The 16,510-nt window shown below is 48.7% G+C and carries 11 protein-coding genes; 10 read left to right on the top strand and 1 reads right to left on the bottom strand.

All coding sequences use genetic code 11. The features are described from left to right. Positions 1 to 440: 440 nt before the first annotated feature. Positions 441 to 1,604 carry an aminotransferase A gene (locus QMK20_RS17665; protein ID WP_283652632.1) on the bottom strand — a complete coding sequence of 388 codons (1,164 nt, stop codon included), beginning with the start codon at positions 1,602 to 1,604 and terminating at the stop codon, positions 441 to 443. Positions 1,605 to 1,789: 185 nt separating this feature from the next. On the opposite strand from QMK20_RS17665, the gene QMK20_RS17660 reads away from it, so the two are divergent. From QMK20_RS17660 to kdgT, 10 genes are all read left to right on the top strand, one after another. Next, positions 1,790 to 5,158, top strand: coding sequence for an S-layer homology domain-containing protein (locus QMK20_RS17660; RefSeq protein ID WP_283652631.1), 3,369 nt, complete (start codon positions 1,790 to 1,792; stop codon positions 5,156 to 5,158). Positions 5,159 to 5,269: 111 nt separating this feature from the next. Beyond that, complete coding sequence (locus QMK20_RS17655; RefSeq protein WP_283652630.1) at positions 5,270 to 5,671, top strand: VOC family protein; 402 nt, start codon at positions 5,270 to 5,272, stop codon at positions 5,669 to 5,671. 113 nt (positions 5,672 to 5,784) lie between these two features. Then, positions 5,785 to 6,315 (top strand): GNAT family N-acetyltransferase, encoded by a 531-nt coding sequence (locus QMK20_RS17650; protein WP_283652629.1) that lies wholly within the window; start codon positions 5,785 to 5,787, stop codon positions 6,313 to 6,315. Between the two features lie 198 nt (positions 6,316 to 6,513). Beyond that, complete coding sequence (gene aspA / locus QMK20_RS17645) at positions 6,514 to 7,923, top strand: aspartate ammonia-lyase (RefSeq protein WP_014282606.1); 1,410 nt, start codon at positions 6,514 to 6,516, stop codon at positions 7,921 to 7,923. Between the two features lie 167 nt (positions 7,924 to 8,090). Then, complete coding sequence (locus QMK20_RS17640; RefSeq protein WP_283652628.1) at positions 8,091 to 8,681, top strand: restriction endonuclease; 591 nt, start codon at positions 8,091 to 8,093, stop codon at positions 8,679 to 8,681. A gap of 229 nt (positions 8,682 to 8,910) precedes the next feature. Next, on the top strand, positions 8,911 to 9,915 hold the full coding sequence (locus QMK20_RS17635) for a BMP family lipoprotein (protein ID WP_283652627.1): 1,005 nt from the start codon (positions 8,911 to 8,913) through the stop codon (positions 9,913 to 9,915). A 28-nt stretch (positions 9,916 to 9,943) separates the two neighbouring features. Further along, the gene (locus QMK20_RS17630) at positions 9,944 to 11,608 is read left to right on the top strand and encodes a methyl-accepting chemotaxis protein (RefSeq protein WP_283652626.1); all 1,665 of its coding nucleotides are present in this window, start codon (positions 9,944 to 9,946) and stop codon (positions 11,606 to 11,608) included. A 188-nt stretch (positions 11,609 to 11,796) separates the two neighbouring features. Next, on the top strand, positions 11,797 to 14,217 hold the full coding sequence (locus QMK20_RS17625; protein ID WP_283652625.1) for an AraC family transcriptional regulator: 2,421 nt from the start codon (positions 11,797 to 11,799) through the stop codon (positions 14,215 to 14,217). A gap of 130 nt (positions 14,218 to 14,347) precedes the next feature. Further along, the gene (locus QMK20_RS17620) at positions 14,348 to 15,355 is read left to right on the top strand and encodes a tripartite tricarboxylate transporter substrate binding protein (RefSeq protein WP_283652624.1); all 1,008 of its coding nucleotides are present in this window, start codon (positions 14,348 to 14,350) and stop codon (positions 15,353 to 15,355) included. A 48-nt stretch (positions 15,356 to 15,403) separates the two neighbouring features. Next, the gene (gene kdgT / locus QMK20_RS17615; RefSeq protein ID WP_283652623.1) at positions 15,404 to 16,405 is read left to right on the top strand and encodes a 2-keto-3-deoxygluconate transporter; all 1,002 of its coding nucleotides are present in this window, start codon (positions 15,404 to 15,406) and stop codon (positions 16,403 to 16,405) included. The last annotated feature ends 105 nt before the right edge of the window (positions 16,406 to 16,510 follow it).

The following is a 16,510-nucleotide window of genomic DNA, read 5'->3' as shown; positions in this document are numbered from 1 at the left end:
AATTCCGATTTTTTTGATTTGAAGTATAAAGGTTAAAATCGGAATTTAAAGGCGACCGCTTCGCTTGTCCAGCACCATTCCGCCCCCTCCGCTGCGCCGTGCTTAAAGGTACGTACCCATGAATCCACACGCCGATGTGGGAGTAGCAGGAGAATAAAACAGGCTCTTGAATCACCCGTACAGGTGATTCAAGAGCCTGTTTTATGTTTACTCACCGCGCAAAGCGGTGAGTATTGTTCTTTTCGCCTACGCCCCACATGCTTAAAGGAATTTGGTGACTTTAAGGCGGGTAGTAGCGAAGCGGGCCATTTGAATCTGGAGAAGCGGCAGCGTTCGCCTTTGCAGGGGGATTCTTACCTCTAAATGTCTTACACAATCCAAAGAATCCCCCTGCAACAGCGATCGGAAGATCAAATGGACCGCGAAGCGCCTCCCCCACCTTAACTCCTCACAATTCCTTTAACAAACATTTCTATTTTATCCAATCCCTGTTCCAACACATTCTGTCCGTAAGCATAGGACAACCGAATGTATCCTTCGCCATAGGAGGAAAAGGCATCTCCGGGCACGACAGCCACCCCATGTTCTTCCAGCAGCTTCAGGGTGAAATCCATCGAGCTTAAGCCAAAATGGACGATGGAAGGGAATAGATAAAAGGCTCCCTCGGGCTTTTCAAGTGGAATGCCCATGTCGATTAGCCTTCCATGAACATAGTCACGGCGCTTGCGGTATTCCTTGCGCATCGGAAGTGCATCGTCGACACCGACGGTCAAGGCTTCCAGTGCAGCATATTGGCTGATCGAGCTGGCGCAGGTCACATTGTACTGATGAACCTTAACCATATGCTGTGTAATTGCAGCGGGTGCAAGCGTAAAACCAATCCGCCAGCCCGTCATGGAGTGCGATTTGGACAGGCCGTTGATGACGATGGTGCGTTCCCGCATGCCTGGAAGGGCAGCAATAGACACGTGTGACGCATCGTAAATCAGTTCGCTGTATATCTCATCTGAAATGATAAACAGATCACGGTCTCTCAGCAAATCTGCGACGGCTTCCAGCTCTTCGCGGCTCATCACTCGTCCGGTTGGGTTCGAAGGATATCCGAGGATGACGGCTTTCGTCCGTTCGGTCAAATAAGGCTCCAGCACCTCAGCAGTTAGCTTAAAACCGCTATTGCGGGTGTCAGCCAGCACTGGCACCCCACCTGACAAGCGGATCAATGGCTCGTATCCGGGGTAGATGGGCACAGGCAAAATGACCTCGTCACCGGGTGACAAAATGGTGCGCAGGGTAATGTCCAGCGCTTCGCTGGCTCCGTTCGTTACGATAACCTCATCCTGTCCACGGTAATTCAGTCCGTATTTATGGGCTACAAACGCTGCTGCCGCTTCTCGCAGTTCGGGCAGTCCCGGATTTGGCGTATAGGAGGTGCGTCCTTCGTTAATCGCCTGGTGGGCGGCTTCCATAATATGCGGAGGGGTAGGGAAATCCGGCTGCCCAATCGTTAAGGATAGGGTTCCGGGCAATGCGGCAACTTTATTGGCAATCTTGCGGATGCCGCTGATTTGAATGTTTTTAACCTGATCGTTAAGCAAGTGCTCCATAGCGTATGTGCCACCTTTTTCTGTATTAGAACAAGTTTACAATAATTTGATCAGATTATGCTACGGCAGGAGCCATTCATTTTACATAATTCAGGTACTGGTTTGACTATTTTATGGTATGTTTAAACATGGAATATATATTGTAAGCGTGATCATAGCTAAAATTGGGAGGAGCGCGTCTTTTAATGAAACAAGAATACATAGCAGTAACGTTACCCAGGAAATTAAAAAGGTTTGGGGTCGCATGGCTCAGTGTGGCACTGGTGCTGTCGGGTGGAGGGCTGGGGTTACTGTCCGATGGAAAAGCTTCAGCAGAACCAGCGCCTATCGTAGAAACGGAGGTGCAATCATCACCCACGTCTGTTGGGACAAGTGTATACGTAGATGTCTATGTGCCGGATAAGCTCCGTATCCATGATATACAGGGAGCAGCCCATCGTTCACCTTATGAGGGGAAAAAGGTAACGGATGTTGAAGGAATAGTGACGATGGTGAAGGGAAGCAGCTTCTTTATGCAGGAGGCGGACGATAAGGTGGATCAGGATGAAAAAACATCCGAGGCCATTTTAGTGTACAAGCCTGGCAGCGGTGTGCAGGTTGGGGATGAGGTATGGGTAAGCGGCTCTGTGAAGGAATATACGGAAAGAACCTATGCTAGCAAGCCAGTTGACCTGACGACCACGGAAATTGTAGCTTCTTCGGTTTCGGTGATCGCCAAGGACCGTCCACTGCCATCTCCGATTTTGCTTGGAAAAGAGGGGCGTGTGATGCCGACATCTGTTGTGGATAATGACGGAATGACGGTGTTTGATCCGCAGGAGGATGGATTGGACTTTTTCGAAAGTCTGGAGGCTATGCGCGTAGAGTTGAAGGATGCACGAGTCATCGGCCCTTATGGTTATGAAATCCCGGTCAGGATTGATAACGGGGCGAACACAGGCGAGGTATTGACCGAAGCAGGCGGCTTGATGCTGACCGAAGAAAGTCTGAATCCGCAGCGGATTTTGATCGACGCCAAACCTTCGGTTCCGTTGAAAACAGGGGATCGTTTTGCGGGTCCCATCACGGGAATTGTGAGCTATAGCTTTAGCAATTTCAAGCTGTTGCCGGAGCGTCTGCCGGATATTGTGTCAGGGGGTCTCCAGCCAGCCAACACACGTCTGGTACAGGATGATCGTAAGCTGACGGTCGCTTCCTTTAACGTGGAAAATTTCGATCCCGGTGATGGAAAACGGATTGATCAGCTCGGACAGGCCATCGCCGTGAATTTGAACCACCCGGATATTGTAGGACTGTTAGAGGTTCAGGACAATAACGGTGAGAAGGATGACGGCACCACAGATGCTTCGGAAAGCTTTCGGGTGCTGATTGAGGCGATTCGTGCTCATGGAGGACCGGAGTATGCTTTTACAGATATAGCACCTGAAAATAATAAGGATGGCGGCGCTCCTGGCGGCAATATCCGGGTCGGCTTCCTCTACAATCCGCAACGTGTCACGCTGATGGACAAGCCGAAGGGAGATTCGGTTACATCTGTGACCTATGGAGAGCAGGGGCTTTCACTCAATCCCGGTCGTATTGATCCGCTGAATGAGGCATTTGAATACTCACGAAAGCCGTTGGCTGCTGAATTTGAGTTTGACGGTCAGCAGGTGATCGTGATCGCGAACCATTTTAATTCCAAAGGGGGCGATCTGGCGCCATTCGGAGGGATTCAGCCACCCGTACGAAGCAGCGAAATACAGCGGGCGAAGATTGCAACGATTGTGAATGGTTTTGTGAAGTCGGTACTGGCTCAAAACCATCAGGCGAATATCGTCGTATTGGGAGATTTAAATGATTTTCAATTTTCCGAAACGCTCGCTTTGGTCCGGGGACAGGAATTGACGAATCTGGTAGATAAGCTGGATGAGAAGGAGCGGTATTCGTATATTTATGAGGGGAATTCGCAAACACTGGATCATTTGTTGGTCAGTCCGTCCATAAGTGAATCATCCGTGCTGGATATTGTTCATATCAATGCGGATTTTAGCGCGGCGGACGGGCGGGTAAGTGATCATGATCCATTGGTTGCTCAAATTGGCTTGCCACGCCAAACAGTGGAACCGCCAACAGATGGCGAGAGTGGTCGGAATAAAGATGATGACGATGATCAGCAGGAGAGCAATGGCAGCAACAACACCGGGAACCATAGTAGTGGTAACGCGAGTGGAACGACGAATAACGGACAGGGTGAGACTGCGAATAGCGGGCAGAATGGTAACGGTTCGTCAGGCGTTAATGTGGTGCAAGCCAAGTCCATAGTAACAGAGCAAAACGGACTGAAAAGAGCAGTCGCACAGGTACCAGCCGCTGACATACTAAATGCGATTCGGAACGGGGCGAACGGTACGCTCGTAGTCCGTGCAGGGGAGCAGGCGGATGCTAAGCTATTCGAAGTGAATCTAAACGGAGATGCTTTGGGTGCTGTTTTGAATGACCGTATTCACACCCTGCGAGTAGAAACGCCACAGGGAGGATATGAAGTAGCAACAGGTCGTTTGTCTGTTCAAAAGCTGGCTGACACCTGGCAGGTGCCTATACAACAGATTTCCCTGAGCTTTACGGTTACGCTGAACGAAGGATTGACTAATCGCACAGATATTCCGGCAGGGCGCAAGCTGGTGCAGGCTGTGGATGTTGTGGCGGAGTTACGAAGCGAAGATGGACGCAAGCAGCCGTTGGCAGGTAGCGATAATTCCGGTAAAGGGTATGAACGTTATCTGCTACGTGTTCCCGCAACGGTAGATATGAGCCAACTTGCTGTAGTGAAGGTATCCACCAACCAAGCCGGACAGTTGTCCTATCATCCGGTTCCGTTTACCGCTTCTGGCGAGGAACTGACTGTGTATGGACGTTCGGGTGGAACCTATGTCGTGCTGGATGGCGGAGAAGCTAATGCAAGCGGATCGTTTAGCGATATTTCCGGTCATTGGGCGCAGCAGGACATTTCACGCTTGGCAACTCGTCTGATTGTGGCAGGGGCAAATCAGTCAGCGTCCACCGCTCATGAGACTGGTGAGATGGGTTTATCGAACGTACGCTTTAAGCCGAATGGTCAGGTACAACGCTCGGAGCTGGCTACGCTGCTGGTTCGTATGCTTGGACTGGAGCATTCAGATCGCATGGTGAAGGGCTTTGACGATGTACAATCGGAATTGTGGTATGCGGATTCGGTGCGTACCGCAGCCGCTGCTGGACTGATCAATGGCTATGCAGACGGCAGCTTCAGACCTGATGCTCCGGTATCGAGGGAGGAGCTGGCTGTGATTGTAGAGCGAGCCCTGCGCTTCGCCGGGACTGCGGAAGATACAGCGGCAGGAAGTGCCTCAGCGTCATTATCGGATGCACAAGCCATTTCTACATGGGCAGCTCCGGCTGTCAACACGCTGTCCGGCTTAGGTATTATGAAGGGAGACGAGAAGGGACGTTTTGCTCCAGCTGCATCGGTGACGAGGGCAGAAGCAGCGGCTGTATTATCTCGAACTCTGGATAAGTTGAATTGGGAACAGTAGTATAATGATTGAAATGTCAGATTGATTGACTTTCTGCGGTAGTTAAGTTATCTTTTGTTGGAGAAGCAGCATGAAAATTTGATTTTATAACTGATGAAGAGGTGAAATGTCATGGCAGTAACAGCCAAACAAATTTTTGTGAATTTACCAGTAAAAAATCTGCAACAGTCCATTGATTTTTTCACAGCAATCGGATTTGAATTTAACGCGCAGTTCACCGATGAGCATGCAACCTGTATGATTGTCAGTGAGCAAATATTTGTTATGTTGCTGGTTGAAGAGCGTTTTAAAGCATTCACTACAAAAGAAATTTCGGATGCAACGAAAACAACAGAAGCGATTGTTGCCTTATCGGTGGAGAGTCGAGAAAAGGTGGACGAAATTGTCCACAAGGCTCTGGCAGCGGGCGGCAAGCCTTCAAACGAACCTCAGGATCACGGCTTTATGTACGGATGGAGCTTTCAGGATATAGATGGGCACCTGTGGGAGCTCTTTTATATGGCAGAGCAATAAGATGAAATAAAGCTAGACATACAGAAATTAAAGTAACACCATGGAAAGTAAGCGATCCTTAAAGGATGGTTTGCTTTCTTTATTATTATCAACATCACCGGGGAGGAATCACCATGTCTAATGAAATAGCAGTCTATCCCGTTCAAGCTCTGAACGATGCACTGACAGATACACTGACCCGGCTGTTGATCGATGTGGTGGCGGACGGTGCTTCTATTGGATTTTTACCGCCAATGGCTTATCAGGAAGCAGTAGCTTATTGGAAGAGTGTCCTTCAGGATAGTGTAGTCCTGTGGATTGCGGAGAAGGACGGTGTGCCTGTGGGAACTGTGCAGCTCCATTTGGCTACAAAGGCCAACGCAACTCACCGTGCGGAAATTGCGAAGCTCATGGTGCATCCGTCTGGGCGCAGGCTTGGGATTGCGCGTCAACTGATGCAGGCTGCGGAAGAGGAGGCGCTGCGTCAGGGCAGAACGCTGATGGTGCTGGATACGAGGGTGGGCGATCCTTCCAATAAGCTATACGAATCTAACGGATTTGTGGAAGCGGGCGTGATTCCAGGGTATGCCCAATCGGCTGACGGTCACCTGCACGCTACCCGATTTTATTACAAACCACTAAATCCGTACCTGAGCCGTTGCTGAGTATTTGGCGAATAACTGTGTTATATACAGGTAATAATAGCTTGTTATACGATTTAATATGCTTTTTCCGCTATTCGACTGGAAAAGCAAGGGAATGGGAACGTATAATGAAATGGAGACCGTCTAAAGGTTCTCTTTATGCCAATTCGGCGGTCTGGATTGAAGATCGTAGTATATATAGCGGAGGAATCGATGAATATGAGGCTGGAGCATGATTTTCTAGGTACCAAGGAAGTGCCGTCAGACGCCTATTACGGTGTACAAACACTGAGGGCAAAAGAGAATTTCCCAATTACCGGCCAACGGCTTCATCCTGAGCTGATTAAAGCCATGGCGATCGTCAAAAAAGCAGCAGCAACGGTAAACATGGAGCTGACCCGCTTGCATCGTCCTAAGGCGGAGGCCATTATTCAGGCAGCTGACGAGGTGATTCAAGGACAGTTGCACGACCATTTCATCGTCGATCCGATTCAGGGCGGCGCAGGCACGTCCATTAATATGAATACAAATGAAGTGATTGCGAACCGGGCGTTGGAGCTGATCGGCAAGCAGCGTGGAGATTATCAGGAGATTAGTCCTAACAACCATGTCAACATGGCGCAATCGACAAACGACGCTTTTCCTACGGCTGTCCATCTGGCTGTTCTAAGTATGATTGACAAGCTGTTGGTCACCATGAGTGAGCTTCAGGAGGCGTTTTCACGTAAGGCGAAAGAGTTTGACAGTGTGATTAAAATGGGCCGAACTCACTTGCAGGATGCAGTACCGATCCGGCTGGGACAGGAGTTTCAGGCTTATGCGCGTGTGTTGGGTCGTGATATCGGACGTGTCCGTGCCACGAAGCAGCATTTGCTGACAGTCAATATGGGCGCAACTGCGGTGGGCACCGGCTTGAACGCAGATCGCCGTTATATTCAGCGTGTCGCGGAGGTGCTAGCGGAAGTAAGTGGTTTCCCTGTAGAGGCTGACGAAAATCTCGTCGATGCCACTCAAAACACGGATGCTTATACGGAAGTGTCTGCCGCGTTAAAAATTTGCATGATGAATATGTCCAAGGTAGCAAATGACATTCGCCTGATGGCCTCGGGGCCGCGTGCTGGTCTCGGAGAGCTGAGTCTGCCCGCCCGTCAGCCGGGTTCATCTATTATGCCGGGTAAGGTAAATCCGGTAATGTGTGAGGTCATCAACCAGATTGCTTTTCAGGTCATTGGGAATGATCATACGATCTGTCTCGCTTCCGAGTCTGGTCAGCTAGAATTGAATGTGATGGAGCCTGTGCTTGTCTACAACCTGCTGCAATCGCTGGAAATTATGAAGCAGGGCTTTCATGTCTTCCGCATTCATTGCGTGGACGGAATTGAAGCGAACGTGGAGCGGTGTCGTGAATATGTCGAAAACAGCGTAGGCATTATTACCGCGCTCAATCCCCACCTCGGATATGAGGTCGTATCACGCATCGCCCGTGAGGCGATTACAACTGGCAAATCGGTACGCGAGTTGTGTCTGTTGTATAATGTACTGACTGAGGAAGAGCTGGACATTATTTTGGACCCGTATCAAATGACTCAGCCGGGTATTGCCGGAGAGTCGCTGCTGAATAGGGAATAATAGTGCGGAGTTTAGAATGCAGGCAGCTTTGAGGCAAAATGAAGACAGCCCCGTCGAATCCGGCGGGGCTGTCCTTGTGTAACACGGTGTCAGCGTGAGATGTGGAATGCCCTGCTAAGGAGAATACACCGACCGCTGCACGCCTATTGTAGAAAAGGGGAAGAGGAATGCTGCTGGAGCAATTATCGGCATATAAGGAATTAGGAATAGGATTCATTATACTACTACTGTTACTTGTACTCATCATCAGAGGACTGATACGTCGGCGCAGAAATCGGATTTTACGTGATCTGGACCCGCGAAAAATCGGGATTCAGGATATAGACCGCATGGAGGATGGCTCGGAATTTGAGCTTTATTTGCAACGGTTGTTATCTGCGCTCGGCTATAAGGACATCTACAAAACGACCAGTAGCCGCGATTTTGGAGCGGATCTGGTTTTTACAGACCGTGAAGGTGTCAGAGTCGTGATTCAGGCCAAGCGTTATGCAGTACAAAATCCGGTCGGTTTGGGCGCAGTGCAGGAAATTTACACCTCCATGCGTTATTATGCGGCAGACAAGTCTGTCGTTATCACTTCCGGACGCTACACGGAATCCTGTAAAACACTCGCTGCTGTTAACGGAGTTAAGCTATTGGATCGCGGCGATCTGGTGGACATGATTGATCTGTTCAAGGCTAAACATCGTGAGGAGGTCATGAATCTAATAGAAAGTAAAGCCGACGTGATTGCCTCCAAATGGAGCAGGAGCAAATGATAAAAGGGACTGAACTACCAGGCGACGAGATGAAGCCTGGTAGTTCAGTCCCTTTTATTTTTAACATGATGCCTGCATTTATAAGAGACTCCATATATAAAATAGTAAATATAACCAAACTATAATTCTTTATTTACAATGAATTTACAGAAAATCTTATGAAAAAAAATGACTTTATAACCGATATAAAGATGTTGGGGATTTGCAAATTATGCTGAGGTGATATGTCATGAAGAAACAGGTTCAGTTATTAACATTGAGGTGGGTTCCCATTGTCACTATTTTTGTTTTATTGCTGGGTGCATGCGGGCAGCCAGTAGCACAAAACAAGGCGCAGCCGATTAAGGTGGGAATAGTATTGTCAGATATTGGTCTGGGCGACCAATCTTACAGTGACGCGGCTTTTCGGGGCTTGGCCAAGGCGCGGGACGAGGGGAAAATCGTTTTTGAATATCGGGAAATTTCCGAGACCAAAACATATGATGCTGCTTTTGAACAGCTTGTTCAAGAAAAATCCGATTTGATTATCGGGCTGGGGTACATGGTGAAAGAAAGTTTGGAAACCGTTGCGAAAAAATATCCGGATCTTAAATTTGTAATTGTAGATGAAAAATCCGATTTACCGAATGTGGCTTCCATTATTTTTAAAGAAGAAGAGGGCAGCTTTTTGGCAGGGGTTGTTGCAGGAATGGCGAGCCGTACCGATCAGGTAGGCTTTATCGGGGGAGTGGAGTCTCCGCTGTTGAAAAAGTTTGAGGCCGGATATCGGGAAGGGGTTCGCTCCGTTAAGCCTGATGCACAGGTTACTGCTACGTATGCGGGAGATTTCGGCAAGCCGGAGCTGGGCACGGAGATTGCACGCGATATGATCAATCAGGATCGAATTGATGTGATCTATGCGGCGGCGGGTCTTACAGGTGTAGGTGCGTTACAGGAGGCACAAAAGCAGGAAAAGTTCGCAATCGGGGTCGACAGCGACCAGTTTTTCATTGCGGAAAAAGCAGTAGTGACCTCGATGATTAAAAATGTGGATATCGCCATATATACAGCAGTTAAAAGCTTTGCAGATCATCAAAGAAAATTTACGGACCAGAATATGGTGTTCGGTCTTGCGAAAGAAGGCATCGGTTTGGCGCCTATTCGTGTTTTGACATTGAACCCGGATCAGCAAAAGCTGCTGGATGACTTGAAGGGACAGGTCAAGTCCGGCAGTCTTACTGTGCCCACCCAATAAATTTTCGTAAAACGGAGGATGATTCCTGATGAAACTGCAAGGTAAACTGGTGCTTAACGCGATGGTTTCCCTGATCGCATGCCTGGCTTTAGTGGCCTATATTATTTTTCAATTGATCCGTATCAACTCGCAAAGCAGTAGTCTCGTTCCAGCTATGCTGAATGTACAGCAGCTCAATGCTTATTTGATTCAGTCAGGACAGGCGCTGCAAAACTACTCTTCTTCCATGACAGAGAGCAATAAAACGGATGTGCAAAATCAACTGGGTCAGGCGGAAAAAACGATTACTTTGCTTTCGCAAGGCATGATGCAGACCGAAGCGCAGCAAAAACGCCTGAATACCGTTAAAACAAAATTTAGCGAACTGAAGGTTGCGACGGATAAAGCGATGAGCACGGGAAGCAGCCCTGAATCCAAACGTAATGCGATGCGTGTACAGGGTATCCAGAACGATGTGTTCATGCTGGATATTCTAACGAAAGCGCGTTATGACGAATATACAGAGGAATTGACCAAGAGTATCCGCTTTACTTGGCAATTGGCCTTGGTAGGCGCTGTTCTGCTTCTGGTGGCGGTGGGGCTATATAATACATATACATCCAGGCAACTTGCCCTCAGAACCCGCAAGTTGACGGATGCCGCGAAGCAAATTGCCGATGGGAATTTGACGGTGCAGCTCGCGCAAACGAAGGGACGTGATGAGCTGGACGAGCTCAACGAATCGTTCCGGTTCATGATCGGGAACTTGCGTAACATTGTGCTCTCTATTGACCAGTCGGGGAATCGTGTTGATCTGATGGCTCGGGATATTGACCAGCATAATGAGGCCATGAAGGAAATCGTGACGCAAGTTAGCACCTCGACAGAGGAACTGGCGATTGGTAGCCAAAAGATTGCCGAGGATCTGTCGACCACCGTTGGCGTTGTGGATGAGATGCAGCAGAAGTTTGAAGCGAATTTGTTGGAGACCAAGCAGTCCTCTACATATAGCGAAGACGCATTGCGTGTCATTGAGCAAGGTACACGTGTGATGAGCGATCAGCTACGCATTGTAGCAGAAAATCGTTCAGCGATGTCCGAGGTGGAGCAGACGGTCAAGGAGCTGGAGGCCAATGCAGCCGAGATTACAACCATGACCGGCTATGTATCCGAGATTGCCAGTCAGACGTCGCTGCTGTCCTTGAATGCTTCAATTGAGGCTGCGCGCGCGGGTGAGGCTGGAAAAGGCTTTGCTGTCGTTGCCAATGAAGTCAAAAAGCTGGCGAATCAATCGGAGTCGGCTGTGAAGCAAATTTATACCGCTGTCGAGGGCATTACGCAGGCAATGAATAAGGTGAAGACCTCTGTGACACAAAGTCAGGAGCTGTTCCGTGAGCAGGAGAAGGCGACTTCGTCTACCGGGGAATCGTTCACTGAGATTAGCGGTAAAGTACAGCAAATTGCCAGCCAAGTCAGCAAGCTGTCAGCGGATATGAATGTATCTCGGGAACTGAGCATACAGGTACAGCAAGCTATTGAGAACATCAGCGCAATTACCCAGCAATCCGCCGCAGGCAGCGAAGAGATTACCGCCTCCACGGTGGAGCAGAAGCGTTCCTTTGAGGAATCGACTGAGAAGGTGAAAGAGCTTCGTCAGATTCGTGAGGAGATGCAACGAGAGCTAGATCGTTTTCAGGTGGAAAAAACAGGCTAAGCAACACGAAACCCGAAGAAGAAGCCTTACCTCATGAAGGGAGGCTTTTTCTTTATTAAAATCGTCTTTTTACAATAATAGTAAATTTTTTATTGTTCTTTGTAGAGTTAATAGGCAGGGAATTCCACAACTTACGTCAAATAGATTTAGGGAGTATATTTTAGCCCATACGTTGTTGGCAAGAGATCATGGAAAACGAAGTCCGGAAGGATGAAGTTACGGGAATGCTACGATTAAAGCTTCGATTGATCCTGAAAAATAAACAGACAAGGCTGATTCTGCTGCTCACACTAAGCGTATCACTCATTATTAGTGTGATCGGCTTGCTATCGTATTCGGGATACCGCAAGGGTTTGGATACTGAATTAAACACACCAAACATAGAACTGCTGCAAATTAATCTGGATGTGACTAATAGGGCATTTCGTGAGTCCGATAATAAGGCGCTGGATGCGGCCTATTCCCGGGATGTTGAGGCATTTGCACGTTTGCAAACGGATGAAAAATCGCTATCAAACAACGCTTCCGTCATCAAACGGCTTCAAAAATATTTGAAAGCCCTTTCTTCGCATGAAGAGATTCATTCGGTTGAAGTTATTTCTTTTGAAAATCATGCTCTCGTATCCAGCGAATACGGCTACTTGCCTGATTGGGACCAAGCACCGGATACGACTTGGGTTCCCTGGATTCGGGACATTCAAAGGAAGCCATTACTGATTAAGCGAAGATGGTACGGCACGAATCATGAAAATGGAACGGTAGAACTGCTTTCGCTGGCAAGACCCGTGGTAAAGGATGGGCGGGTCATCGGTGCGGTGCTGGTCGATCTGGATTACGATCGCTTTTTCTCCAAGCTGTATATTCATTTATCCAACTCGCAATATGTGTACGATCTGGAGGGCGAACTGATCTATCCCAAGTTAAAATCTTCAGTGCCCTTAAACGAAATGGACAGGGTTTTGAAAGAATTGGATGTGAGCCCCTATGCTTATGTGGAGGTAGGGGGGATGGAGTATATGGCGAACCAGACTTTTTCCGATGTGACGGGCTGGCGTCTGGTATCGCTTGTTCCTATGGACAAGCTGCTGAAACATGTTAAGCTGGCCCGCAACATGATGTTGTGGTTGGCCTTTATTTCTATACTGGCGGGTTGCTCAGCGGTTTACTATTACAATTATGCGGCGTTTCGCCCTATGAAAAGAATTAATAGCCTGCTGAATTCAGGCTACAAAGGAACGCGTCAAGGTGGATTGTATGATCTGGAGCCGGTCATTGGCAAGCTGGTTGGGGAGTTCCATCGCAAATCACTGGTGGTGGAGCGAAGTTTACCGGAGCTACGTTCCAAATATATTGAAGATGTCATCCAGCGTAGAATGGGCATACAGGAAATGCGTATGAAATGGGAGCAGTATTTTTCCGATTGGGACGGTAGCTCTTTGGCTGTGATGATCGTGTCGATTGATCGGTATTCTACTTGGGCAGCAAGCTTTCCAGAGGAGGATAAAATGCTGCTCAAATATGCGCTGAATAATATTTTGCTGGAATGGCTTGAACCTCACTGGAAGGCGGTAAGCGCGCCAGATGAGGAAAGCGGGTTCGTTGTACTACTACAGTTAAGTGAGAGCGAAGATGAAGCTATAACTGTGACTGAGACTGGGGCTGATGCCGATGTCACAGACAGCATTCTGCTCCGCAAAAGCGCAGACAGGCTGATTCAGGTTGTGGATGAGCATCTTCCCCTGACTATTTCCATAGGAATGGGTCCTGCATTCTCCGATATCCATGAGTTACGTCAGTCATTCGTAAAGGGGAAAGAAGCCCTTGGTTTGCGTTTGTATGAGGGATATGGACGTTCGCATATGAGTACGGACAGCATGAGGGAGGGCGCTCACGTCTCATCAGCGGCGGGAAACCGGAATGTGGAAATCATTCGTGCCATAGAGTCACAGGAAGCCGGAGCAAGTATAAAGCTGACCAGTCAATGGGGAGAAGAACTTCGTCTTCACAGGACCTCTCCGATGCAGGTGTACTTGTCTGTACATGAGTTGATGGAGGAATTGCTGAAATGGTGCATGACTCATAGTGTGACGCCGCCGGATCAGCTGGTCGATTACCACTGGAATCAGATTCTGACGCTTGATCTTTCAGATATGGAGAAGCAATTGTTTTCGATTGTGGCTGATATCGGGGAAAAGCTTACTGGACACAGACAGTCCAAGGAATTTGTACGTGTACAGGAGATGATGGATTACATGGAACATCATTTGCATTTAAATATCGGGCTTCAGGAAATTGCAGATCAGGTCCATATGAGCGTGTCATCAGTGAGCAGTATGTTCAAGGAAGAGACAGGCAGCACCGTATACGACTACTTGACTGGTTTGCGAGTGAAAAAAGCGTGCGCTTTACTGTGTGAAACACATCTGAAAATTGCAGAGATTGCAGATCAGGTCGGATACCGTAATGAAAACAGCTTTATCCGTGTATTCCGCAAACATAAACAAGTGACTCCTGGGAAATTCAGGGAAATCAACAGATGTTCCAATGGATATGCAGATCCGCCAAAAGGTCGACATTTTGGGAATTTGGAAGATAAATTCGAAGATTAAGCGATAGCTGTAGCCCCCGCGTTGCGGTACATTGACTTCATGTAAACGCAAAAATCATGGCTGAAAACGTCTGGGGGTGAAAACGGGTGCGTGACTGGCCCAGTTCATTTTTCGGAAAAGAGGAAACGTAATGAAGAACAAGCCATGGCAAAAATATGTGCTGGTTGCGGCGGGAGTGGCTTTTCTTTCTGCCTTGAGTATCAGTGAATATGTGGATCAACACGCTTTGCATGACCACAGTGGTGCATTTCCTGTGAAGCCTATTACCCTCGTCGTTCCTTATGCGGCGGGTGGCGGGACGGATATCACGGCAAGAGCATTGGCGAAAGCCGCCGAAAAGCATCTCGGACAGCCGATCATCGTCGTTAACCGGACGGGTGGAGGCGGTTCGGTCGGGCTGATGGAAGGGGCTGAGGCGCAGGCGGACGGTTACACTGTAACGTATCTGGTTGCGGAGCTGACCACACTGCCACATCTGGGACTGCTGCCCCTCACCTATGAGCGCTTTAAACCGCTGGTCCAAACCAATATGGACCCTTCTGCCATCACGGTTAGAGCGGACGCGCCCTGGACGACGGCCGAAGCATTTCTGGAGGACGCTCATGCTCATCCCGGCAAGCTGAAAATGGGCAATGCAGGCACAGGGAGCATCTGGCACCTTGCTGCTGCGATGCTGGAGCAAAAAAGCGGAGTCCGCTTTACCCATATCCCTTATGAGGGAGCAGGGCCAGCCGTTTCAGCGTTGATGAGCGGCTTCGTGGATGCTGTGCCGGTCAGTCCTGCGGAAGTGAAAAAGTATGTGGACCAAGGGAAGCTGCGCATACTGGCGATACAGGCAGACACCATTTCGGAAGCGTTTCCAAATGTGCCTACGTTACAGCAGGCTACTGGGCTGCGTGTACATTTTATCGGGACTTGGAGAGGGCTGGCTGTGCCCAAGGATACGCCGGATGAGATTGCTCAAACCCTGGCGGACGCACTGATCAAGGGGACGAAAGAGGAGAAATTCAGGGAAGAAATGCGTAGGCATGGATTGGGACTACGTGTTAAGGATGCAGAAGCATTCGCACGACAGTTGAAGGAAAGCCATGACACTTTTGCAAGACTGATTCCCGAACTTGGCTTGAGCCGCAAGTAAAACGGCCTTGTTTTTGCACTGGCAAAAACGAAAGGGTTGAATGAAGTTATGAAAATCAAACAAAACATTGATAAAATTCCAGGGGGCATTATGCTGGTGCCGCTGTTTATAGGCGCATTGGTTCATACTTTTATGCCTTGGGCCGGGGACTACTTTGGATCGTTCACCAAGGGCCTAATGACTGGGACGGTACCGATTTTGGCGGTGTGGTTTTTTTGTATGGGAGCTTCGATTGATGTACGAGCTACAGGTACCGTATTGCGTAAATCAGGTACACTCGTATTGACTAAAATTGCAGTCGCTTGGGTGGTGGCGATCATTGCGTCTAAACTGCTGCCCGTCGGTGGCGTGGAAAGCGGGCTTTTTGCCGGACTGTCGGTATTGGCACTGATTTCCTCCATGGATATGACGAATGGTGGGCTATACGCCTCCATTATGCAGCAATATGGTTCCAAGGAAGAGGCGGGGGCATTCGTACTGATGTCGCTGGAATCCGGTCCATTAGTGACCATGCTTATTTTGGGCAGTACCGGACTGGCCGTTTTTGAGCCGCAGACATTTGTGGGGGCGGTATTGCCATTTTTGGTCGGGTTCACACTGGGCAATTTGGACCATGATTTCCGTAAATATTTTGGTAACGCCACGCATGCCCTTATTCCCTTCTTCGGTTTTGCACTGGGTTGTTCCATCGACCTGAGTGTCATTGCCCAAACAGGCTTGCTCGGAATAATATTAGGTATTTTCGTTATTATCATTACAGGCATTCCGCTCATCCTGGCAGACAAATATATCGGCGGTGGCAACGGCACTGCGGGAATCGCAGCCTCCAGCACGGCAGGTGCAGCGGTAGCGAATCCGGTCATTGTGGCCAATATAAAGCCAGAATTTCTGCCAGTAGCACAATCAGCAACAGCATTAGTTGCTGCTTCGGTCATTGTTACCTCTATTTTGGTACCTATTCTCACGGCTTACTGGGCCAAATATATGAAACATAAGGAAGAATCCAAAGGAGCGGGGCCTGTAAACCCAGGTGCCAATGTGCCTAAATAAAGCTCGGATGATCTTTAGTCTCTCCATTACCCGGGAAATGCTTTTGCAGATACGTCTTATATCCTAACATCACAAACTTGTCCTAAAACGCTACTGCAAACATAC

The sequence above is a fragment of the Paenibacillus sp. RC334 genome, assembly GCF_030034735.1.
GTDB classification, from domain to species: Bacteria; Bacillota; Bacilli; order Paenibacillales; family Paenibacillaceae; genus Paenibacillus; species Paenibacillus terrae_A.
This window is presented reverse-complemented; position numbering and strand designations above follow the sequence as displayed.